This is a genomic window from Limnobacter litoralis (assembly GCF_030160455.1).
Taxonomy (GTDB): domain Bacteria; phylum Pseudomonadota; class Gammaproteobacteria; order Burkholderiales; family Burkholderiaceae_B; genus Limnobacter; species Limnobacter litoralis.
In genome coordinates this window covers 138,289-159,341 of the sequence record NZ_BSOJ01000009.1, presented here as the reverse complement: position 1 = coordinate 159,341, position 21,053 = coordinate 138,289, and the positions used below count along the sequence as shown (strand labels likewise).

Annotated in this window: 19 protein-coding genes; 7 read left to right on the top strand and 12 right to left on the bottom strand. The window is 53.9% G+C overall.

Translation table 11 applies throughout. The annotated features are described in order from the left end of the window. Nucleotides 1-13 precede the first annotated feature (13 nt). Nucleotides 14-2,032 (top strand): TolC family protein, encoded by a 2,019-nt coding sequence (locus QQJ87_RS04905; protein ID WP_284280311.1) that lies wholly within the window; start codon nucleotides 14-16, stop codon nucleotides 2,030-2,032. A gap of 1 nt (nucleotide 2,033) precedes the next feature. On the opposite strand, the gene QQJ87_RS04900 is transcribed toward QQJ87_RS04905, so the two are convergent. Genes QQJ87_RS04900 through QQJ87_RS04885 form a run of 4 tightly spaced genes read right to left on the bottom strand, consistent with a single transcriptional unit; the run spans nucleotide 2,034 to nucleotide 7,538 of the window. Then, on the bottom strand, nucleotides 2,034-3,167 hold the full coding sequence (locus QQJ87_RS04900; RefSeq protein WP_284280309.1) for an asparaginase domain-containing protein: 1,134 nt from the start codon (nucleotides 3,165-3,167) through the stop codon (nucleotides 2,034-2,036). After that, nucleotides 3,157-4,530: a DNA recombination protein RmuC gene (locus QQJ87_RS04895; protein ID WP_284280307.1), complete on the bottom strand. Its 1,374-nt coding sequence runs from the start codon at nucleotides 4,528-4,530 to the stop codon at nucleotides 3,157-3,159. The genes QQJ87_RS04900 and QQJ87_RS04895 overlap by 11 nt, the downstream gene beginning before the upstream one ends. Continuing rightward, nucleotides 4,523-4,999, bottom strand: coding sequence for a group II truncated hemoglobin (locus tag QQJ87_RS04890; RefSeq protein WP_414674827.1), 477 nt, complete (start codon nucleotides 4,997-4,999; stop codon nucleotides 4,523-4,525). The genes QQJ87_RS04895 and QQJ87_RS04890 overlap by 8 nt, the downstream gene beginning before the upstream one ends. Nucleotides 5,000-5,036: 37 nt before the next feature. After that, entirely contained in the window at nucleotides 5,037-7,538 is a 2,502-nt protein-coding gene (locus QQJ87_RS04885; protein WP_284280306.1) for an ABC transporter permease, read from the bottom strand. Between the two features lie 198 nt (nucleotides 7,539-7,736). Here QQJ87_RS04885 and QQJ87_RS04880 point away from each other — a divergent pair, with 198 nt between their 5' ends. From QQJ87_RS04880 to QQJ87_RS04865, 4 genes are read left to right on the top strand one after another with little or no spacing between them, the layout of a single operon-like run. Continuing rightward, nucleotides 7,737-9,773 carry an NADPH-dependent 2,4-dienoyl-CoA reductase gene (locus QQJ87_RS04880; protein WP_284280305.1) on the top strand — a complete coding sequence of 679 codons (2,037 nt, stop codon included), beginning with the start codon at nucleotides 7,737-7,739 and terminating at the stop codon, nucleotides 9,771-9,773. 12 nt (nucleotides 9,774-9,785) lie between these two features. Then, nucleotides 9,786-10,280, top strand: a complete 495-nt coding sequence (locus QQJ87_RS04875; protein WP_284280304.1) for a DUF4442 domain-containing protein — start codon at nucleotides 9,786-9,788, stop codon at nucleotides 10,278-10,280. Between the two features lie 22 nt (nucleotides 10,281-10,302). Further along, entirely contained in the window at nucleotides 10,303-11,478 is a 1,176-nt protein-coding gene (locus tag QQJ87_RS04870) for an iron-containing alcohol dehydrogenase (RefSeq protein WP_284280303.1), read from the top strand. A gap of 12 nt (nucleotides 11,479-11,490) precedes the next feature. After that, the gene (locus QQJ87_RS04865) at nucleotides 11,491-11,910 is read left to right on the top strand and encodes an acyl-CoA thioesterase (protein WP_284280302.1); all 420 of its coding nucleotides are present in this window, start codon (nucleotides 11,491-11,493) and stop codon (nucleotides 11,908-11,910) included. On the opposite strand, the gene QQJ87_RS04860 is transcribed toward QQJ87_RS04865, so the two are convergent. Together QQJ87_RS04860 and QQJ87_RS04855 are read right to left on the bottom strand one after the other, a co-directional pair. Then, nucleotides 11,907-12,584, bottom strand: a complete 678-nt coding sequence (locus tag QQJ87_RS04860) for a 3'-5' exonuclease (RefSeq protein WP_284280301.1) — start codon at nucleotides 12,582-12,584, stop codon at nucleotides 11,907-11,909. The genes QQJ87_RS04865 and QQJ87_RS04860 overlap by 4 nt on opposite strands. Continuing rightward, nucleotides 12,581-14,509: a DUF294 nucleotidyltransferase-like domain-containing protein gene (locus QQJ87_RS04855; RefSeq protein WP_284280300.1), complete on the bottom strand. Its 1,929-nt coding sequence runs from the start codon at nucleotides 14,507-14,509 to the stop codon at nucleotides 12,581-12,583. Before QQJ87_RS04855 ends, QQJ87_RS04860 begins: the two co-directional genes overlap by 4 nt. Nucleotides 14,510-14,670: 161 nt before the next feature. Here QQJ87_RS04855 and QQJ87_RS04850 point away from each other — a divergent pair, with 161 nt between their 5' ends. Next, entirely contained in the window at nucleotides 14,671-15,063 is a 393-nt protein-coding gene (locus QQJ87_RS04850) for a YkgJ family cysteine cluster protein (RefSeq protein WP_284280299.1), read from the top strand. 1 nt (nucleotide 15,064) lies between these two features. Here the strand turns inward: QQJ87_RS04850 and QQJ87_RS04845 are convergent, their stop codons facing one another. The 5 genes from QQJ87_RS04845 to QQJ87_RS04825 all read right to left on the bottom strand — a co-directional run bounded on the left by QQJ87_RS04845 (nucleotide 15,065) and on the right by QQJ87_RS04825 (nucleotide 18,532). Further along, nucleotides 15,065-15,811, bottom strand: a complete 747-nt coding sequence (locus tag QQJ87_RS04845) for a LamB/YcsF family protein (protein WP_284280298.1) — start codon at nucleotides 15,809-15,811, stop codon at nucleotides 15,065-15,067. Then, nucleotides 15,808-16,767, bottom strand: coding sequence for a 5-oxoprolinase subunit C family protein (locus QQJ87_RS04840; protein WP_284280297.1), 960 nt, complete (start codon nucleotides 16,765-16,767; stop codon nucleotides 15,808-15,810). Before QQJ87_RS04840 ends, QQJ87_RS04845 begins: the two co-directional genes overlap by 4 nt. Next, complete coding sequence (gene pxpB / locus QQJ87_RS04835) at nucleotides 16,768-17,457, bottom strand: 5-oxoprolinase subunit PxpB (RefSeq protein ID WP_284280296.1); 690 nt, start codon at nucleotides 17,455-17,457, stop codon at nucleotides 16,768-16,770. Between the two features lie 98 nt (nucleotides 17,458-17,555). Further along, a complete protein-coding gene (locus QQJ87_RS04830) occupies nucleotides 17,556-18,029 on the bottom strand; it encodes an Hsp20 family protein (protein ID WP_284280295.1) in 474 nt (157 codons plus the stop codon). A gap of 89 nt (nucleotides 18,030-18,118) precedes the next feature. Further along, complete coding sequence (locus tag QQJ87_RS04825; RefSeq protein ID WP_431310075.1) at nucleotides 18,119-18,532, bottom strand: YchJ family protein; 414 nt, start codon at nucleotides 18,530-18,532, stop codon at nucleotides 18,119-18,121. 60 nt (nucleotides 18,533-18,592) lie between these two features. Between QQJ87_RS04825 and QQJ87_RS04820 the strand changes: the two genes are divergently transcribed. Beyond that, entirely contained in the window at nucleotides 18,593-20,029 is a 1,437-nt protein-coding gene (locus QQJ87_RS04820) for an amidase (protein ID WP_284280293.1), read from the top strand. Here the strand turns inward: QQJ87_RS04820 and QQJ87_RS04815 are convergent. Then, nucleotides 20,014-20,910 carry an alpha/beta fold hydrolase gene (locus tag QQJ87_RS04815; RefSeq protein WP_284280292.1) on the bottom strand — a complete coding sequence of 299 codons (897 nt, stop codon included), beginning with the start codon at nucleotides 20,908-20,910 and terminating at the stop codon, nucleotides 20,014-20,016. The two genes, QQJ87_RS04820 and QQJ87_RS04815, sit on opposite strands and share 16 nt — an antisense overlap. Nucleotides 20,911-21,053: the final 143 nt, after the last annotated feature.

The following is a 21,053-nucleotide window of genomic DNA, read 5'->3' as shown; positions in this document are numbered from 1 at the left end:
AGATCCAAACACCATGACAACAAACAATCCGATTTTTATTCGCAACACAATTTGGTGCGCAGTCATTTCAGCGCTGTGTACTTTTGGCGTTGCAAATGTCCAGGCTCAGGAAAGCGCTGCACCTGAAACACCCAATGCGGCTGAAGCACGGGGCACCCAAGCTTCAACCACTGAACCAGCCAAGGCCAACCCACTGCAACATTCAGTGATCTTGGGATTGGAAAAAAGTCCAAAACTGGCTGCCTCAACCCATGGACTCGAGGCAATCATGGACGAGGCCAACGGCAACTTTGGCGCCATGCTTCCAACTGTCGATTTGCGCGGGCAAACAGGTCGAGAGAGAAGCAACGTCAACAACGGTGACACCAACACCTACAACAATCACTCCTACGGCATCGAAGCGCGTGAAAATGTCTTCAACGGCTTTGCATCTCAGGCACGCTATTTGGGTGCCTATTCGGCAGCCATGCAGAAATATTTTCAGGTGCTCGATCAGGCCAACCAGATTGCCTTTGATTCAGCCACAGCACACGTCAATGTGTCGCGTTATCAGGCACTCACCAAGCTGGCTGAGGAAAACCTGAATTACCTCAAAGACCTCAAAGACAAAATCGAAGACAAAGTAAAAAGCGGTGTAGCCCGACAATCCGATCTTGAACAGGCCAAAAGCAGATACACACTGGCACTTAGCAACCTTGCCACCGAAAAGGCAAATACATTTTCAGCCATGGCGACTTATCAACGTGAAGTCGACGCTGTCTGGCCAATCAACGACATGGGTGAATACATCGTCAAGGCCAACTTTGAAGTGGACAATCCTGAGCGGCTGGTTTTTGCACTAAATCACCATCCGCTGATTAAAGCGGCCAATGCCAATATTCGCGCAGCGAACTATGCGGTCACAGCGGCTTCTGAGGGCTTTTATCCCCGAATCGATGTACGCGCCAAAACAGATGTGTACAGCAATTACCTGTCCACTTTCGACGAACGGCAAATCTCCTCAGTGGATGTACTGGCCAGCATGAACTTGTTCAGAGGAGGGGCAGACAAAGCGGCAAGATCCGCTGCAGTCAACCGCAAAATGCGCTCTCAGGACGACAAACTGGCCACTTGCAGGCTAATTCGTCAAATTGCGCAAACGTCACTTTATGATGTGGTCAGCTCTCAGCGCAAAATGAATTATTTCAAGGCACAGGCTGAATCAATTACCAACGCCCGAACCGCCTATGAACAACAATTTTCGATTGGACGTCGCAGCCTGCTGGACTTGTTAAGCGCAGAGGATGAGTTCCATCAGGCCCAGCGTGCATTGATCAACATTGAAGCGGACCTTAGTGTCAGCAAGCTGAAACTTTTGGCCACAACTGGGCAGCTGATTCAGTTGTTTGGTGTTGAAAATTACCTTCAAATCAATGAGCCCACCCGTAAAAACGTGCTTTTTTACAAAGAACAAACGGATCAATCGGCTGACGAACCCTGCCCCGCCAGTTTGATCAATCTGGATGACTTTAAACTGCCAAACCTGGGCTTCGACGACGCACTCAAAACAGTGAACAACGGCCTTTCTGATCAGCCTGTGTTGGTTGCAGCGGCAGACACAGGTGGTCAGCAAGCCTCTCTTTCTGACCCTACTTTTGTATCCAGCAAACTCATCGAAAAAACAAATGCCTGGGTGGCTGCATGGCAGGCCGGTGATGTCACACAGTACCTTGATTTCTATGCGTCCGCATTCAAACCCGAAGAAGGCACGCACTCAAGCTGGGTCGCCAATCGAACCTCTCGACTTAAAACAAGCAAGGACATACAGATTCATGTCAGCGATTTTCAGGTCATTCCAAGCTTTGACGATCCGGATGTGTATGACATCAGCTTTCTTCAGGACTACAAATCCGCCAATTACAAGGAAAAATCAAGAAAAGTGTTGACCTGGAAAAAAGTCAACAACAGCTGGCAAATCATTCGAGAGCAGAATTTGCCAGTGACAGCTCACGTTGAGAAGGAAAAAAGGCACTTGGCCTCGGCCGATCTTTAAACTATTGAAGGACGGTCATTTCAAATAGAGCCAGCCTTGCAAACACCAGGCATTGTGGAATCGACATAAAGTGTGCATTCCACATGCCTGTCCATTTGTTTGCAACGGCAAACCGGTCAACTAGACCTTCTCGACCTGCCACAACCCGTTCGTCAAAATGACGTTCAAATTGTGCGGGAATTTGATACTCGCCCCCTTCTGACACCCCGCCTTCGCCCACTCGACTTGACCTGATCAGCAAGTTGCCCTGCTGCAAGGCCTCGTTGATAAAATCTGACCAGGCATCTGGAATACTTCCATGGCCAGGCGCAGCAATCACAAAAGCCATTGGCAAATGACCTGCATCGTCACCCTGACCTGCACGCAGCAGCGGTGTGGGAAGACCCGGTGCGCAGTACGCAACACACACATCGGCCGACAACAAGCGCAGCTCTGTTTTCTCAAGCCCCAGGCTGTGCAATTGCGCAGCCAGAACGGCCGAAAAAAGGCCGGCTGTGGGGCTGTTGTGCTTGAAGGGCTGGGCTTGGGTCAGTGGCGCTTTAACAGAAACACCCCATTGACTGTCAAAAGCTGAAATGTCGGTGGTGTGCATTTTTCGAACATGCTCGGCTGGTGTGCGCAAGCCATGCAAAACGGCTCCGAAAAATGATTTTTTCTGGCCAATCAAATCGTCGGCCAAATTCAAGGCATTCGACAAGTTGACTGGGCCATCCGCTTGGGGATGATCAGCAGGCAGCATGGCAGCCACAAAGAGAAGAGGTTTCGATTGTTGAAGCTTGGCTGGCAGACACAAATGCAGAAAAAACAGCATGTCTTCAAGGCAATCTGTGCCATGGGTCACCACAATGGCATCGACCGAGGTGTCCTCAAGCAGACGAATCAACAACTGATGCATCATCAGCATGTGCCGCCATTCGAGATTTTGACTCCCAATTTGATAAGGGCTTTCAAATCGCCAGTTGAATGTGGCTTTCAGATCTGGCAAATCCTGAATCAAATCAGTGGCTTCAAGTTGGGCAGATCGGTAAGTGACCTGACCTGACGCTGCAGACAGGCCGCTAGACAATCCGGCAATGGTGCCGCCAGTGTTGACAAGGCACACTGTGGGTACGTTGTTGTCGGCACTACTCGTCAAGATCCCCTCCGGAACCTTCATCTGACTGCAGCCCCAATAAATCCAGCGCCTGCGCGGCGGGCAACTCATCCATCCCCTTGAGCTTTCGCTGCATTACACGGGAACGAGTCTCTGCGGATTCAATGTTTTTGGCCGCGCGTTCAAGCGTCTCTTTTGTTTTTGCGAGGACATCGCCAAACTTTCCAAACTCGGTCTTTACCGCGCTCAAAATCGTCCACACCTCACTCGACCGCTTTTCAAGGGCAAGTGTCTTGAATCCAAGTTGCAAGGCATTGAGCAAGGTCGTCAAGGTACTGGGGCCCGCAACGGTCACTCTGTGCAATCGTTGCAGATCATCGACCAGGCCAGGTCGCTTGACGACCTCGGCATACAGGCCCTCGGTCGGTAGAAACATGATTCCGAAGTCGGTGGTGTGGGGCGGTGCCAGGTATTTGTCTGAAATGGTTTTGGCTTCGTTTCGCACCGCCATCTCCAGCGCCTTGGACTCCACTGTGACCGCCTCAGGGTCGGCGCGATCAAACGCCTCCATCAAGCGTTCATATTGTTCTTTGGGAAATTTTGAATCGATTGGCAACCAGACTGGCGCATCTCCGTCGGTTCGCCCTGGCAGGCGCACTGCAAATTCAACAATGGCATTGCTACCGGGTACGGTTTTCACGTTTTGACCGTACTGCGAGGGGGTCAACATCTGTTCCAACAAGGCCTGAAGCTGCACTTCGCCCCAAGTGCCACGTGTTTTGACATTGGTCAACACCCGCTTTAAATCGCCCACGCCGGCGGCCAGTGTTTGCATTTCACCAAGCCCCTTGTAAACCGCTTCAAGGCGGTCACTGACCTGCTTGAATGATTCGCCCAAACGCTGCTCCAGCGTGGCGTGCAGCTTTTCATCCACGGTTTTTCGCATCTCTTCAAGCTTGCCTGCGTTGTCAGCCTGTAGTTCCGTCAGCTTCTTTTCCACGGAAGTGCGAATCTCGCGAAGCTGTTCTTGAATCAAGGTGTTGGTGCGATGCAGTGTGTCTGAGAACTGGGTCAACTGCCCCAACACCTGCTGCTGAAAATGCGCCTGGGTTTGCTGGCCCTCGGCTCTGGCCTGTGCAAATTGGGTTTGAATGCTTTGGACCTGACCCGCCTGGCGTTGCTCGATGTCGTTGCCCAACAAACGAATTTGCTTTTGGGTTTCGTCCAGCGCGAAGGATTGCTGGGCCACTGTTTTGGACAGGCCCTCCAAGGTTTGCTCCAGTGACAGTTTCCAGAGCGTGTCTTGTGGTGCAGTCAACTTGCGGCCAAGCCAGACGAACAGCACCAACAGCACAATCAGGTTCAAAACAGTCAGCAGCAGCGGCCACATACCCATGTCATTCATCACCTTGAACACCTCGAATACCCACGTGGATGGATTTTGCGGAACCGGCTGGGTCTGGCTGGTTTCTCATCCAGTCAGCAGTTCTGTAGAAAGACACCATCAGCGTTTCAATCAATCGCTGGTCAAATTTCATGGCCTCAAGGGCATGCAACATGCAAGAAAGCCACTGATCTCGGTCTTCACTGGCAATCGGAAAAGGCAGATGGCGGGCACGCAACCTGGGGTGGCCGAATTGCGGACTGTAAATGTCGGGCCCACCCAACCAACCGGACAAAAACAAAGTGAGCTTTTCACGTGAATGCGACAGGTCGGCAGGATGCAAGTGACGAATGCGTGCATACGCAGGATTGGAGTCCATCTCATCGTAGAAAAGATCCACCAGGCGCTGAACACCGTGTTGACGCTCCAAGTCGTCATCGCCGAAAAACTGGAATGGTGAGATGGGCTGACTGCCGTTTTGTTCGGTCATACTGAGTAAGGCGTAAGGCAAAAACACAATTGTAAGCCTAGTTGCCAACCTCTCTGAGTGTTGCCATGACGGGGGCCTGACAAACCTTGCGGACCGACCAGCCACCAAACACCAAAGACGCCACAACACCCACCAAGATGCCAATTAGCAAGACCAGCCATGAGCCGTTGTAATCAAACTCAAAGACGAAACGGGCAACAGCCCATCCCGTCACTTCAGCGGCAAGGGCTGCCACAAAACCGGCCACTGCGCCAAGCAACACCAGCTCAAACAGAGCGGCTCGCTGAAGCTGTGCTGTCGATGCCCCCATGGCCCTGTAGATCGCCGCCTCACGGGTGCGGCTTCGCGCGCCCGACAAAATACAGGCTGCCACCACCAAGCCCCCTGCCGCCACAGTGAACAGAAACACAAACTGCACGGCCCGGCTAACCTGGGCCAGTATGTTTTGAATCTGATTGATGATGAGTGCTGTGTTGATGATGGTCACGTTTGGAAATGCGCCAACCAACTTGCGGGTTAACTGATCAGCCTGCGCTTGACCACTGTAGAACGCAGTAATCCAGGTTTGTGGAAAGTCTTTCAGAACCGCACTCGGGAAAATGACATAAAAGTTCACTTCCATTGAGTCCCAGCGAAGACTTCGTATGTTGCTGACCTTCGCTTTGACAGGCACTCCTGCCACTTCGAAAGTCAACTCATCGCCCAGCTTCAAATTCAAGCGCTTGGCTACACTTTGCTCAATCGAGACTTCGGGTTCAAAGGGATTTTGATCAAACCACTGGCCTGCAATGACTTTGTTCTTGGGCGGAAGTGTGTCCTGATAACTCAAATTGAACTCACGATCGACCATGGCTTGTGCCCGGGCATCGCTGAAAGAGTCAGCCCTGATCAACTGCTTGTTAATTTGGATCAGGCGGCCACGCACCATAGGGTACATTCGAACCTGACCGTGCAGCTCGGTCTGCAGTTGCTTCTGAAAGTCTTTGGCCTGATCGGGTTGTATATTGAATGCAAACCGGTTGGGGGCGTCGGGCGGGATGACCGCCTGCCATCTTGAAATCAAGTCGCCCTGCACCACAGCAAGAATCAGCAATGCTGAAAGCCCCAGGGCGAGGCTTACGCCCTGCACCACCAGTAGGGGCATTCGGCGACTCATGCTTTGCAAAACCTCAATCTGCCCCCCGCCAGAGCTCTTGCGAGCTGACCAAGCCCTCATCCAGCGAATCAAACCGTAAAAGACCGCTGCAAAGACACCGCAAGTGGTCACAAAAGCAGCCAGTAACAACATGGCCAGTTTGACATTCGACACCACAAGCGCAGACACGGCAGCCGCGGCAGCAACGCCCATGACCACCGTGTAGAGGCCCCTGACCCACTTCGAGCCAGTTGCTTGTTGGCGCAATACCGCAACGGTAGGGGCTCGCAAGGCATAAGCCACAGGTGCAGCGGCAAATCCAAGCAGCAATACGCCAGCCAGTACAACGCCGAAAGGCAGATAGGAAAGACCGGCCATCGGTAGGGTGGCGCCAACCAAAGACTGCAGGAGTTGCAGCAGCACCCAGTGGGCGGCCCATCCAAGCAGTACGCCAAGCGCGCCTGCCAGCACGGTGAGCAGCATCAGACCCGTCAAATTGAGTTTGAGCAAATGTCGGGGTGTGTATCCAAGACTCTTGAGAATGGCCATTTCACGCGCCTGCTCGCGGCCGAACTGATGGGCAACCAGCGACATGCCCACACAGGCCACCAATGCACCAATGAGCGCCGCCATGGACAGAAAGTCATTGGCCCGGTTAAGCGTGCCACTGATTTCTGGCCGCCCACCCTCGACTGTTTCAAGGTGATCACTGGCGGTCAGTTTGGGTTCGATCAATTGCTGATAGGCCTGAACGGCCTTGGATGACCCTGCCAGATACACCCGCCAAGTTGCCCTCGAACCCGGGCCAAGCAAACCAGTGGCGGCCAAATCTGATTTGTTCATCATGACCCTGGGGGCAAAGCTCGCAAAGCCGGCACCACGATCGGGTTCAACCAGAATCAGCCGACTGACCCGAAAAGACACCTCACCAAGCTTGATCTGGTCACCGATTTGAATGCCGAGTGAACCTGGGACGCCTTCATCCACCCAAACCTCGCCACTGGGCGGACCGTGAGAAACCTTCTCGGCCTCGCCCTGCGCAGAACGAATGGTCAACTGCCCGCTTAAGGGGTATTCATTGGACACCGCCTTCAGCGAAACCAGTAAATCGGCATTGCGAGACACCACGACACTGGGGAACACAACACTTTGCGCTGTGCGCAGGCCTTGCAGTGCAGCCTGACCCAGACTGGAAAACCAGGCCAGGCGAGCGGGATCCATTTTGGACTCGATGACCAGACCACCACCCAGCATGTGCGTGGCGTCGCGTTGCAAGGCGGCTTGCAAGCGTGCGGAAAAAACACCCACTGATGAAATGGCAGCGATGGCTAAAACCAAAGCCAACAACAGCAACCGAAAAGCAGGCCGACGGCTTTGTTGAACCCAGTATTTCAAGGCGTGCATAAGCAATGAGAGTCACTACAAAAATCAAACCCAAGTGTATGACAAACCATGGGGTTTTACGGGTCTGCTGAACAGCTCGAGTGGATTTTCCAAAAAAGCCCTGGGAATAAATTGACCGGTCGTGCTATTTTTGAGCCTACAGTGATTTACCGTCTAGTAACATTACAAATTAATACATTATTTTCAGGAGACAGTTACATGTCGACACCCTACCCTCACCTGAATGCGCCGCTGGATCTGGGTTTCACCACACTCAAAAACCGGATCATGATGGGTTCCATGCACACGGGGCTGGAAGACAAATACAAAGAATATGATCAGTTCGCGGCCTACTTTGAAGCACGAGCCAAGGGTGGCACTGCGCTGATTGTCACGGGTGGTTTTTCCCCCAATCTGGAAGGCTGGCTGTATCCATTTGCCTCCAAGATGTCCAGTCGAAGTGCCGTCAAGCACCACCTGAAAATTACAGAGGCGGTTCACAAGCACGACGGCAAGATCGTGATGCAGTTGTTGCATGCGGGGCGGTATGCTTACCATCCGCTGAGTGTATCTGCGTCCAACATCAAATCACCGATTAATCCATTCAAACCCCGTGAGCTGGGCGATTTTGGCATTCGGAGAACGATTGCCAGCTTTGCCAAAGCCGCCAAACTGGCGCAAGAGGCTGGCTACGACGGTGTTGAAGTCATGGGTTCTGAAGGCTACTTTCTGAATCAGTTCATTTGCAAGCGCACCAACCAACGCACGGATCGTTGGGGTGGCCCAGTCGAAAACAGGGCACGCCTGTCCACCGAAATCGTCCGCCGAATTCGCGAGACCGTGGGCCCGAATTTCATCATCATTTATCGCCATTCCCTGCTTGATCTGGTGGAAGGCGGCAACACCTGGGATGAAGTAGAAACCATTGCGAAAATGATCGAAGAGGCGGGTGCAACCCTGCTGAACACGGGCATTGGTTGGCATGAGGCACGCGTGCCTACCATCGTAACCTCGGTGCCGCGCGCTGCATTTGCCGAGCAGACCGCCCGCCTGAAAAAGGTACTGTCGATTCCGGTCATTGCATCCAACCGCATCAACACGCCAGAAGTTGCAGAAGACCTGATTGCTTCAGGCGCCTGCGACATGGTTTCCATGGCGCGGCCTCTGCTTGCAGACCCCGAATTTGCCAACAAGGCACGAGAAGGTCGAGCCGATGAAATCAACACTTGCATCGCCTGTAACCAGGCCTGTCTGGATCACACTTTCACCTTGAAAAAGGCATCCTGCCTGGTCAACCCAAGGGCCTGTCACGAAACCGAAATTGTCGACAAGCCAGTTACTCGACGTAAAAAAATGGCAGTGGTTGGAGCGGGCCCTGCAGGACTGGCCAGCGCAACAGAGCTGGCACGACGGGGCCACGATGTCACGCTGTTTGATCAGGCCAGCCAAATTGGCGGCCAGTTCAACATGGCCAAGCTGATACCCGGCAAGGAGGAGTTCTACGAGACCCTTCGTTATTTCGGCAAGCAGCTTGAAATTCAAGGGGTCAAACAACGACTTGGGCAACGCGTGGATGCCGACCTTTTGGCCAGTGAAGGCTTTGAAGAGGTTATTCTCGCGACAGGAATCAAACCGCGCACCCCGGCCATCGAAGGCGTGACCCACCCCAAGGTGCTTTCCTACATTGACGTCCTTTTACACAAGGCCGAGGTGGGTAAAAAAGTGGCGGTCATTGGCGCAGGGGGCATCGGATTTGATGTGTCAGAGTTTCTTGCGCATGACCCCGCCCACAAGTCACCCACGCTGGACCTGGAGGCGTGGAAAAAGGAATGGGGCATTACTTTTGATCCGAATAACGCAGGCGGCATCGATCGCGTTGAACCGCAACCCCCTGCGCCTGCCCGCGAGATCTGGCTGTGCCAGCGCAAAGACGAACCTCTTGGCAAGCGGCTTGGCAAAACCTCCGGTTGGGTGCACAAAGCCAGCCTGAAGAGCCGCAGGGTTCATTTCATGCAAGGCGTGGATTACCTAAAAATTGATGACCTGGGCCTGCATTTGTTGACCCCTCATGGGCCTGAAATCCTGAAAGTGGACAATGTCATTTTGTGCGCTGGCCAAGAGCCCCTGCGCGAATTGGCTGAACCCATTCAAGCCAAGGGCATGACCGTGCATGTGGTAGGGGGCGCCTTTGTTGCAGCAGAACTGGACGCCAAGCGCGCCATTAATCAGGCCACTCGTCTGGCCGTGACTCTCTAAGGAAAAGACACCATGTCAAACAACAAATCCATGCTGCAAAAGGTTTACGCGCAGGTTGACAAACTGCCAGCTGCGCTGAAGGCCAAAGCATTCACGGTGATTTTTGGTCGCGCAGTGAAATACTTTCGGACTTCTGGTCTTCGATTTGAATGGATAGAGCCGAACCACTCCATCGTGGTCATCAAAAACCGCAAATACGTTCAAAACCACATTGGCACAGTGCACGCCGTCGCGATGATCATGATTGCCGAATCCGCCACGGGCGCATTGGTGGGCTTGAATGTGCCCGGAAATGCGGTGCCAGTCATTAAACGCATGGAAGTGGATTACCGCAAGCGCGCCAGCGGAGACATGCGCGCTGAGGCGATGTTGACCCCAGAGCAGATTACAATGATGCAGACCGAAGAGCGCGGCGAAGTGGATGTGGCGGTGACCATCACCGACGCTGAAAACAAAGAGCCGATATTTGTCAGGGCTGTGTGGGCCTGGACACCGAAAAGAAGTTGAAAGATGAAAGGGGGATGTAAGCATGAGTCCATTTGAATTCAGATCAGTGAATCGCTTGGTCAGCCAGGCAGGCGCCACGCAGCGCTTGCCGGAATGGATGTCCCCCTTGCTAGAGCAACATGGTTTACAGCCCGACTGCAAGGTGTTTGCGCTGGTTGACCCTTACATTGAAACCACGCCCCACTTTACGGAGGTGCGCACGGCGCTGCTTCAGGCAGACTTCAAGCTGACGGTGTGTACGGATGTGGAGCCTGATCCTCCCGAGGCGCAGGTGCTGCGGGTAACAGCACAGGCGGTTGACAGCCATGCCGACCTGGTGCTGGCCATTGGTGGCGGCTCCACCCTGGACATCGCCAAGCTGGTCGCAGTGCTTGCCAAGGGTCAGCAAGACCTCAAAAGCATGTACGGCGTAAGCAACGTGCGCAGTGCGCGTTTGCCGATGGTGCTGGTGCCCACCACGGCAGGCACAGGCAGTGAAGTGACTCCCATTTCAATTGTGACCACCGGCAAAGACGTCAAAATGGGCGTTGTTTCACCCCAGCTGTATGCCGACATTGCGGTGTTGGATGCCGATTGGACACTCAGCCTGCCCCAGCACATTACGGCGGCCACCGGCATTGACGCCATGGTGCACGCCATTGAAGCGTTTACATCCAAACGCCTGAAAAACCCCTATTCCGACATGTTGGCCTGTCAGGCCTTGAAACTGCTGGCAAACAACCTGAAAACGGTGTGTTTTGACCCCCACAACCGCGAAGCGCGTCAAGCCATGATGTTTGGCGCTTGCCTGGCCGGGCAGGCATTTGCCAACGCCCCGGTGGGCGGCGTGCATGCTTTGGCTTATCCCATTGGTGGCATTTTTCATGTGTCGCACGGCTTGAGCAATTCCCTGGTGTTGCCAGAAGTGCTGAAATTCAATGCACCCGCTGCATTGGCCTTGTATGCGGAACTCTGTGATGTACTGTCACTGGCGCCAGGGCACGTGCTCGAAGAGGAACGCGCGCACGCCTTTATCGACTGGTGCGCCACCCAGGCCGTCAGCACGGGCCTGCCCAGCCGGCTTCGTGAGGTCGGCATTGCCGAAACCGACCTTGACAGGTTGGCTGAATCGGCCATGCTGCAAACCCGGCTTTTGTCAAACAACCCGCGTGAAATCAATCTTGAAGACGCACGGGCCATTTATCAGGCCAGCTTTTAAACGCAAACCTCCATGGAAACACTGCAGCAATACCCGATTCACCAAACTGTAAGCACCCGCTGGCACGACAACGACATCTACGGCCATGTGAACAACGTGGTGTACTACAGCTATTTCGACACGGTGGTCAACCGCTATCTGATTGAACACGGCTCGCTGGATATTCACCAGGGCGAAGTGGTCGGTTTTGTGGTTGAAAGCCAGTGCAAATACCTGGCACCAATCGGTTTTCCGGAACAGATCACGGCTGGCCTGCGTGCGGGCAAAATCGGCAACAGCTCGGTGCGCTATGAAATCGCCCTGTTCAATGCAAAAGGTGATTTGTGCGCCAATGGCTATTTTGTGCATGTGTTTGTGAACAAGGCCACGGGGCGGCCAGTGGCCATACCTGCGCATTTGCGGGTGGCACTTGAGAAATTGCTGCCTGCCTAAAAAGCGCCTCTTCCCGGCAGGGTTTTCAAGCCACCGGCAATTTTCTGAATGCCTGGCCAAGTGCCTGCTTTCCGTTTTTCAATCATGGGCCAAAGCCGCATGAACAACTCGGCAGTGGCCATCACATCTGACGCCGCCTGGTGCCGCTGATCACACACAATTGAATAGCGTTGCAACCAGACATCCAGTGCCAACCGGTGATCTTCCCGGTGCAGCACGGCAGCCACATGTTCGAGATCAACCCAACGGCGGTGGGTCCGTTTGCCCAGTACCTTTTTCAGGGCCCGGTTAATCAAGGTTTCATCAAACCAGCTGTGGAAAGCAATCAACGGAGAATCGCCGACATAGTCCAGAAAGGCATGCAGTGCGACGCGGGCTTCAACCCCCTTTTCTTGCGCCCCCTGCCCGATGCCATGAATCAGGATATTGCTTTTGTCCAAGGCGGCGAACACATGTGGAGGCTGTTTCAGAATGACTTCAAAAGAATCGGAGAGTGCAATTCGAGGGTGCCCCCTGCCATCAAACACGATGGCGGTGGCCGCAATCGAGATGAGCCGGTCCTTTCGGGCGTTCAAACCGGACGATTCCACATCCACGATAATCCATCGGTCGTAATCAAGCCCAAACAACCAATTGGACAAGCGGCTCATCAGCGCTTTTGCTGGCCCCTTCAACGCAGGTACTCCGACTCTATGCGCTGCTGCAAACGGCGCCCCACCCTGAAACACTCCTTGAGAATGCGCCGGTCAATTTGGTCAAGCTGATCGTAATTGATCACGTTGGGTTGATCATGCAACCCGGGCACGGTCATGCTTTCCTCAACCTGAATACGCAACCTCATCATTTGCAGAAATTCAAAACCACTGACCCATGCGTCTCGGCGTTGTGCCTCTACATGAAGATGGCCCGCAACCGCCTCAAAACGCCTGCGCGTGTTGACCTCGTCCACCCCGTAAACCAGTGCCAAAAAACGGGCCGCATCCACGTAGACAGCGGTGCCATGCTTTTTCAGGTCAAGCGTACGAACCTCGTCAATTTCCAGCGTGTCTACACTGCCGTGCCAGTTCAACGGTGGTCGGAACCGCATGATGTTTTCTGCCAGCATTCGCAGGAAATGCTGAGACTTTGACGCATTCTGGGTAATGAAGCGCCTCAGAGGCGCAGCCAGCTCAAGATTGCCGGCCAGTGGCCTCATGTCGAAAAACACATTGGCTCTCAGCAGGTTTTCGGGTGTGGGCACACGCAACCACATGTCAAAACGTTCAATCCACTGATCCTGGGTTTTACAGCATTCTGGATTGCCCGCCATGACATTGCCTTTGCACAGTGGGTATCCACACTGATCCAGAATCTGGTTTACTTCCTTGCCAAATGCAGTCCACTTGGCCAGATCCGCATCAGGCTGATCACTCACGAAAAGCAGTCCATTGTCTTGATCTGTCGCGATGGTTTGTTCTGAACGGCCTTCGGAACCAAAGCTTAACCAGCAAAAACTGCGCATGTCGATGCCGTGCCGATTGGCAACCAGTTCAAGAATGCGCTCAGTCAGCACATCGTTCAGATGGCTGATCAGTTCGGTGAGTTGCTTGGCCGCAATGCCCTGCGCCATCAGGTTTTTCGCAAAACTGCGTATGTCTTGTGCGCCAGCCTTGAGCATGGCAATGTCTGGCGCGGCTTTCAGGGTTGAGCTGATCTGTTTCAATGAAAGGCGCTGCATGGCAAAAATGTCCCTTTCAGACACCATGCCCTGCAGCACGCCCGATCGCGTCACCGGAATGTGCCGAATGCCGAACCTGGACATCAGGAGAACCGCCTCTTGGGCGGTGTTGTGCTCCTCCAGCGTGTGAACGGGTTGATTCATGACCTCAGACACAGGCGTATCCAGCGGCTTTTGACCCAAGGCCACCTTGGCCAGTACATCTTGCCGAGTCAGAATGCCCAGCACCCGCTTGTCAGCGTTAACCACCACCATAGACCCCACCCGTTGTTCCTGCATCACCTCCAGCACCTGCCTGAGTGGGGTCTCTGGCAAACACGAAAAGGCCATGCCGCGGTGAAGATCGCGCAATGGCTTTTCAAGGGATTGCTCCGCCATGGTCTGTGACGAATACGCCACTTGAATGGCCCTGCGGGAAAGGTCAAGAAACTGCAGTGTTCGACGGGTCAGATAATCAGAAAAGACGGGGCTTTGCTCGGCCAGCGCACGCACGGCCTCCTGTGTGAACATGAGACAAAACGTGTCCTCACGTGCGCTGTAGGTGGCCGTTACCGGTCGCCCTGCCAAAAACGCATTCACGGGAAACATTTCACCGACCTCGTACTGAAAGCCCGTGGTCGATAAATCGGCCAGCCCCTTGCGCCCAACCACTGCGCCTTTTTCCACGTAATACAGAAACTCCGGAGCACCATCCTCTGGCTGAATGATCAGCTCATTGGGTGAAAAATAGGTTTCGGCACATCCTTGAAGCAACACATTTAGTTGGTGAGCCGGAATTTCACTAAAAGGCGCGTGTTTTTGCAGGCGTTGCCTGACGTAATCCAGCATGTGACCAGAGGGACTTAACTGACCTTTGTCGGCTTGCTTGGGGTTCTTGCTCAATGCCTTCTCCGGGACTTTCTATGTGGCGTTAATGGCCTCATCATAACAGGCTCAAACAAGTGTCTGTTTCTGGCGACTGGCTTCAAATTCCGCTTGATTTCGGCCTGCCGCAATCCTATATTTGCGCATCCCCTCCCCCAGGCTGTTTTTTTGAGGTCAAAATGCAGTCAAAACCCACCACGATTTGTATCGACACCGCTGGCGTCGAAGCGCTGTGCCAAAGCTGCGGCGTGTGCTGCTCCACGTTCAGAATCAGCTTCTACTGGGCAGAAACCACTGCGGCAGAGGGTGGGTATGTGCCGGTTGAAATGACCGAGCAAATGAACCTCTATCGCGCCTGCATGAAAGGCACCTCACAGACCAACCCAAAATGTTCCGCATTGACGGGAACACTGGGTGAATCTGTCAGCTGCAGCATTTATGAAAACCGGCCCAGCCCCTGTCGTGAGTACGAGGTGTTCATGCCCGATGGCAGTTTGAACCCGCGTTGCAACCAGGCCCGCGCCAAGCACGGGCTGCCACCGCTGGATGTGCGTTTCGTGCCTGCAGTTTAAGTTACCGTTCAGGATTTCCCGCCCTTGGCACCATCGCGCGCACAGCGCGGGCATTGGCCAGCGCCTGTGGATTGTCACCATGCAGGCACAGCGTATCGACAGTGAATGCAAGCCATTCACCGTCCAGACTTGAAATGGGTTCCCCAAGGGCCATTGCCTTGGCCTGAGAGGCCACTTGAAAACTGTCATGCAGCACCGCACCGGGCATGCTGCGTTCCACCAGGGCGCCATCGCCCCAGTAGGCTCGGTCGGGAAACCCTTCTCGCAGAATGTTGACACCTGCATTCAAGGCTTGAATTTCCAGTGGACTGTTCGCAAGCACCAGCAGTTTCAGGTTTCCGTAGTGCAGGCTTAGCTTGAGCATAAGCTCGCCCAAAACTGGATCAAAAGCGGCATCGTTGTACAGCTGCCCGTGGGCTTTCAAATGCGTAACCGGGCAATTGGACAAAGCCGCAATTTCCAGAAATGAATCCACCTGGCGCATCAGCTCACCATACAAATTGTGCACCGGGCCATCCGGCCTTCGGCGACCAAAACCTTCTCGATCCGGATAACTGGGATGTGGGCCTACACTCACACCCTGTTCAAGGGCCAACTCACAGCAAAGCCGCATGCTGTGCTCATCTCCGGCGTGGCCTCCACAGGCAATGTTGGCCAAATCCACCAATTTGAACAGTTCTGAATCGGAAGTGGCTCCTTCACCCAAATCCGCATTCAGCAACACCGATGACTCTTCGAACTTGGTCATGCGCCAAAAAGCTCCATACGCAAGCGGTTGACTTCGCCACGCAGCCTTTTCTGAGCCCGCACAGCGTCACTCAGTTCAACGGGCTTGAATATCACTGACTGCCCCGGTGAAAGCTGGGTTAACTTCCACAAGTCTGCCTGGATCACGCTGCCCAAGCGCGGATATCCCCCCGTCACCTGTGCATCCGCCATCAGCACCAAAGGGCGCCCTGCCGGAGGCAACTGAATGACACCGGGATGAACTGCGTGCGATCGCATGTCAGGCAACTTGTCGGTTTTCAAGGCCCGGCCTTCAAATCGAAACCCCATTCTTGAGCTACTCAGCCCCAAACTCCACGACTGTTCGCAGAACCGGGCTTGCTCTTTCTTGGGCAAACAGCTCATCTCGGGGCCCTCTACAAAACGGACCACCAAAGGCTCAGCCGTGTTCCAGGTAGCGACCGGCAAAGCCAAGCGTCGATGAACGCGTTCCCCGGGGCAATTCAGGTCAGCCGACAAATGCAAGGTGGGAATATGGTCTCCCACCCGAAGCGTTCGCCCCTCAAGCCCGCCGAAGCCCGCCTGCAAATGCGTTGAACGCGAACCCAGAACAGATGGCACCTGCACGCCGCCCTGCACCGCCAGCTGCGTCCAAACACCACGTTGGGGTGGGAAAATTTCCAGTTCGTCTCCGGCTGTGAGGTGCAGAGTTCGGCCTGGCTCAACGGTCAGATCGTTCAACTTTGCAAGACCCAAAGCGGAAGAAAGCATCAAGACACAAGACTTGACGCATTGCAGTGAAAAACGACCCATGAACTCAAGACAGGCCGCATGTTCGTGGTTTCCGAGATACACGTTGGCGAGTTGAAGACTGTGCAAATCCAGCGCCCCTGTCCAGGCGACCCCACTACCAGCCATGCCAAAACGGCCAAGGTCGCTGACCAGTCCCAAACCCTTTGCAGAAGTGACCTTTAGCATTTACACCTCCACAAACCGCACGCTGTCGCCAGCCTGCAGCCTGTTGGGCGGCCACTGGTCTGTGGAAAACAAATTGAACTCGGATTGCCCTAACAAATGCCAACCACCCGGGCTGACCATGGGGTAAATGGCCGTGTAGCGACTTGCCACGGCCAAAGCACCGGCAGGTACCCGATCACGAGGCTCGGCACGACGCGGCAAATGAAGCGAAGGTGGCAAACCACCCAAATAGGCAAAGCCTGGCAAGAATCCAATAAACTCAACCCTGTAGAGTGGCTCAGTGTGTATTTGCACCACCTCACGCTCGGACAAACCCAATTGTTTGGCAACCTCTGGCAAATCTTCGCCGGCCTCGCCCCCATAACTGACCTCGATCAGATGCACGACACCTTCCGCCTTGGGTGTGGCTTCATCAGCAAGCACCGCTTGAAAATGATCATTCAGAAAATCGGAAAGTGCGTTCAGTTGAGCAAAAGGAAATGCAAGATGTGGAGGAAACAGCAGGGTCAGGCTTTGATCGGCCAAAACCCATTCAAAGCTGGATTCGTCTAGAAGGCTGGCAAGCAAGTCATGACTCTGACGAAGCCGATTCAACAGGGAGGGCCAGACAAAAGGATCAACCGAGAGCCTGGGGGTGACCAGAATCGCGATTTCACTGAGTGGTCGAATCAACAGAGGCGACTGAGGCAAGTTGGGCAAGATCAACGACAGAAGGACCAAAACGCCAGTGTACACCGGCTTTGGCCCCTCTTGAGATTCTGGCGATCAAGCCTGTCAGTGGATAAAGATCAGGCTGCCTGATCGGTTGAAGCAGAAGCGTCGCCCTGCTCCACCGCCTTCAATGTGGTACCCCCGATTGGAATTCTTCGGGCTTTCATCTGCTCGGGAATGACCTTCAAGAGGTCGATATTCAACAAACCATTTTTCAGGCTTGCCCCCTTCACCTCGACATGCTCAGCCAGGTTGAACTTGCGCTCAAATGACCGGAATGCGATGCCTTTGTACAGGTATTCTTTCTCATCTTCCACTGATTTTTTGCCACGCACGGACAACACGCCACGCTCAACCTCGATTTCGATTTCGTCTTCTTCAAATCCGGCCACGGCGATGCTGATCTGATATTTGTTGTCCTCAACCACCTCAATGTTGTAGGGGGGGTAGCCTGCAGAATTGTCGGTGCGCAAAGCGGCATCCAGCAAGGTGGCCATGCGGTCAAAACCAACAGTGCTGCGGTACAGTGGGGTAAAGTCGATAGTAGCCATACTCATTCTCCTTGGAAGCAATTTGTGTTGACATTAAATGGTTCAGGGCTCTCTTTGAGACACCCTTCACACTTCCAAGTTAGGGTCACTCATTGACTTTTCAAGTCCCCATCCACATAGAACCAACGACCTTCTTCAAACACAAACCGGCTAAGCTCGTGCATGCGGTGAGCAGGCCCACCCTTGTGCCGATATCGCGCCACAAACTCCACTTCAGCCTGATTACCCTGAGTGACGCTCCGCTTGACTTCCAGACCAAGCCAGGTGGTCGGCCCCTGTAAATCGAGATCGAGCGATTCCGGCCGAGTGCTGCTGTGCCAGCTTGCCAACAGATAGGGCTCAAGCCCAAGAACGTAAGCACTGTATCTCGAACGCATAAGTAGCTCAGCGTGCGGCGGTGTCGCCTGACCCTCCAAAAAAGGCTTGCAACAGCCCGAGAAAAGGCCTGCACCGCATGGACAGACCATATTTGTTAAATTTTGTGCTTTACGAGAATTTGACATCTTGAACAGTGGCCAATGAGATACACTTCAAAACAAACAAAATAACATCGAGACAGAGAAATGACGACGATCAGTACCTTTCGGGACGACGCACTCGGAAATGACGATGCGGTGGAACTTAGCACCAAATTGCAACGCGGCAAAGTGTCGGCACGTGAATTGACACTCGCAGCCATCGAACGACTTGAACTCGCAAACCCCACACTGAATGCCACAGCATGCCTTCAGCTTGAGCGGGCACTGGACCAGGCCCTTCAGTTGGAAGCACGCCGGGCCGAACTGACGCAATTTGCTGGCATACCCTCATTTTTGAAGGACAATCTCGACCTCCAAGGTCTGCCGACACGCCATGGCTCCAGCGGCACTTCTCAAATCATCAAAGACCAATCCAGTGCCTTTACTGAACAACTCGCTGGCACAGGTTTGGTCTTTCTTGGCAAAACACGTCTGCCCGAGTTTGGATTGACCGCCACCACTGAATTCTCGCGCGATCAACCCACCCGCAACCCCTGGAGTACACAGCACACAACCGGGGGTTCTTCAGGCGGGTCAGCAGCTATGGTGGCAGCAGGTGTTGTGCCCATCGCCCACGCAAACGATGGGGGTGGGTCCATTCGGATACCGGCGTCTTGCTGCGGACTGGTGGGCTTGAAGCCCTCACGAGGCCGTACAGCCCTCAATGAAATGGCTCAAAAGCTGCCCATCAACATCGTGTCTGATGGCGTTGTGACGAGAACAGTGCGTGACACGGCAGCCACCATGGCCTTTTTGGAAAGGCAATACAAAAACCCAAGTCTTCCACCTTTGGGCTGGTTGCAAAACCCACCCGCCAAGCGCTTGAAAATTGGCTATTTCACAAGCAAGGTCACCGGTGGTTCGGCCCATCCCGACTGCGTAGATGCGGTTGAACTGACCGCCAAGAAATGCGAGGCACTTGGACACCACGTTGAACCCATGGCCATTCCGATCCAATCGCAGTTTGCAGATGATTTTCTGCTGTATTGGGGCATGCTGGCGGCGTCGCTTGTCCATTTCGGAAAGCTGGCGGTAGACCGTCAATTCGACAGCAGCCGACTTGAACCGTTGACCTATGGCCTGGCCAGGCACTTCCGAAAAAATCTGCTGCGTTTTCCATTTGCGTTGAACCGACTCAAACGCTTCACGCTCGACTACAAAAATGTTTTCTCTGATTACGACGTTTTGCTCAGCCCGACTCTCGGAATGCCACCGACCCTGTTGGGCGAATTGAACCCCCGAATCGAATTCGAGGAAGTGCGGGAAAAGCTGATTGGTTTTGCGGCCTACACCGCCGCGCAGAATGTGGCAGGCGCACCGGGGATCAGCCTTCCAATGCATCAATCGGCAGAAGGTCTACCGATTGGCGTGCATTTCTCAGGGCCGTTGGGTTACGAAGCCACGCTCATTGAACTGGCCATTGAGCTGGAACAGGCGTACCCGTTCCAGTCCCTACCCGTGCTTCGTCAGGCTGCAGCCTGAAAGGCCAGGTACGCCTCAAGCACTTGCTTGGGGCGGTCCACCATCGGGCAATGCCCCGTGTTTTCCAGCAGTTGGGTCTGAATGGCAGGGTTCACCTGCTTCAAGACCTGAAGCCCGGAGACATCCACCAAGCGATCCTGATCCCCCCAAACAAGCAGCATCCTGGCGCGCGCCTTGGTCACCATGTCGTTCAAAGTGGGGTTTGCCTCCGGGTTTGTGAAATCATAGAAAACCTGCTTCAGCAGATCGCGATTCATGACATTGACCCAACCAAAATACTTGCGCATGAACCCGGGCATTGCAGGGGGCTCGCCCGAAAAACACATCTGCACGATGTTTTGATACTGCCCATAGTTTTCAGGCACCAAGACAAGGCGCCCCTGTTCAAGAAACGCCTTGGCCACCTCGGAGGGCTCGGCCCCCTGCACGCCAGCTGGATTTAACATCCAGGCGCTTAACACGCGCTCGGGGTACAGACCCGCCAAAACGCCCGAAATATAGCCGCCCATCGAGTTGCCCCCCACATGAAATTGGGAGATGCCCAGCGCATCGGCAAAGCCAATCAACCTTTCAGACTGAGCCGACACCGTGTATGACACCTGGGTTGGCTTGTCAGATTCACCAAACCCGATAAGGTCAGGAATGTAAACCGTGTGGGTTTTCATCAACCTCGGCGCAACAGCAAGCCAATTTTCCTTGTTGGCACCGAAACCATGTACCAATATCAAAGCAGGTCCTTGTCCACCCGTGACATAGGACCAACCGCCCTCGGGTCTTTGCAAGCGCAACTCTTTCAAGCCCAGCTGCTTGTAACGCGCAGAAATCAAGCGCCGTGTCACCCAACCATAGACACGCATCAATATTTTTTCAAACCAGTTCACGTCTCATTCTCCATGTGTGTAGGGCATTTTCTGACGAGTCATTCGGCTAACAAACGACCTTCTTTTCAGATTTTGCCCGACTTAATTATTTGATAGCAGCGCGCAGAATTCACTCATGGCAGCACAACACAACAATGCCAGAA